At 32.6% G+C, this 337-nt stretch carries 1 protein-coding gene; it reads left to right on the top strand.

The window, feature by feature from the left end; all coding sequences use genetic code 11:
• Positions 1-337: hypothetical protein (locus tag H3U96_RS11130; protein WP_198196719.1), on the top strand; the 337-nt coding region annotated here is incomplete at both ends.

The following is a 337-nucleotide window of genomic DNA, read 5'->3' as shown; positions in this document are numbered from 1 at the left end:
TTGAAGCCGAAAATCAATCACCTCAAGAAAAATACAGTGATTTAATAAAAGTTGAAATAGATAATAATTATCAATATAAGAAAATTGATAAAACCAAATGGCAACAAGCAGCTATCTTTTTACCTTCAGCGCAACTTAAATCTCTTGAAAATGGTATTCACTTTTTTGTGATTAATAACAAAGGTCAGTTAACACCGTTAAACGGTGCTGAAGAGGCTATAGCGCAACCTACTTATGTTCGAGTGGAAAAAGTCATGGGTAAAATTGTCTCAACATTACAAAAAAACCGTGTGCAATGGTTAACAACCGAGTTTGATTACAAAAAGAATTCCCCTAT

The organism is Gilliamella sp. M0364 (assembly GCF_016100565.1).
GTDB lineage: Bacteria > Pseudomonadota > Gammaproteobacteria > Enterobacterales > Orbaceae > Gilliamella > Gilliamella apis.
This window is presented reverse-complemented; position numbering and strand designations above follow the sequence as displayed.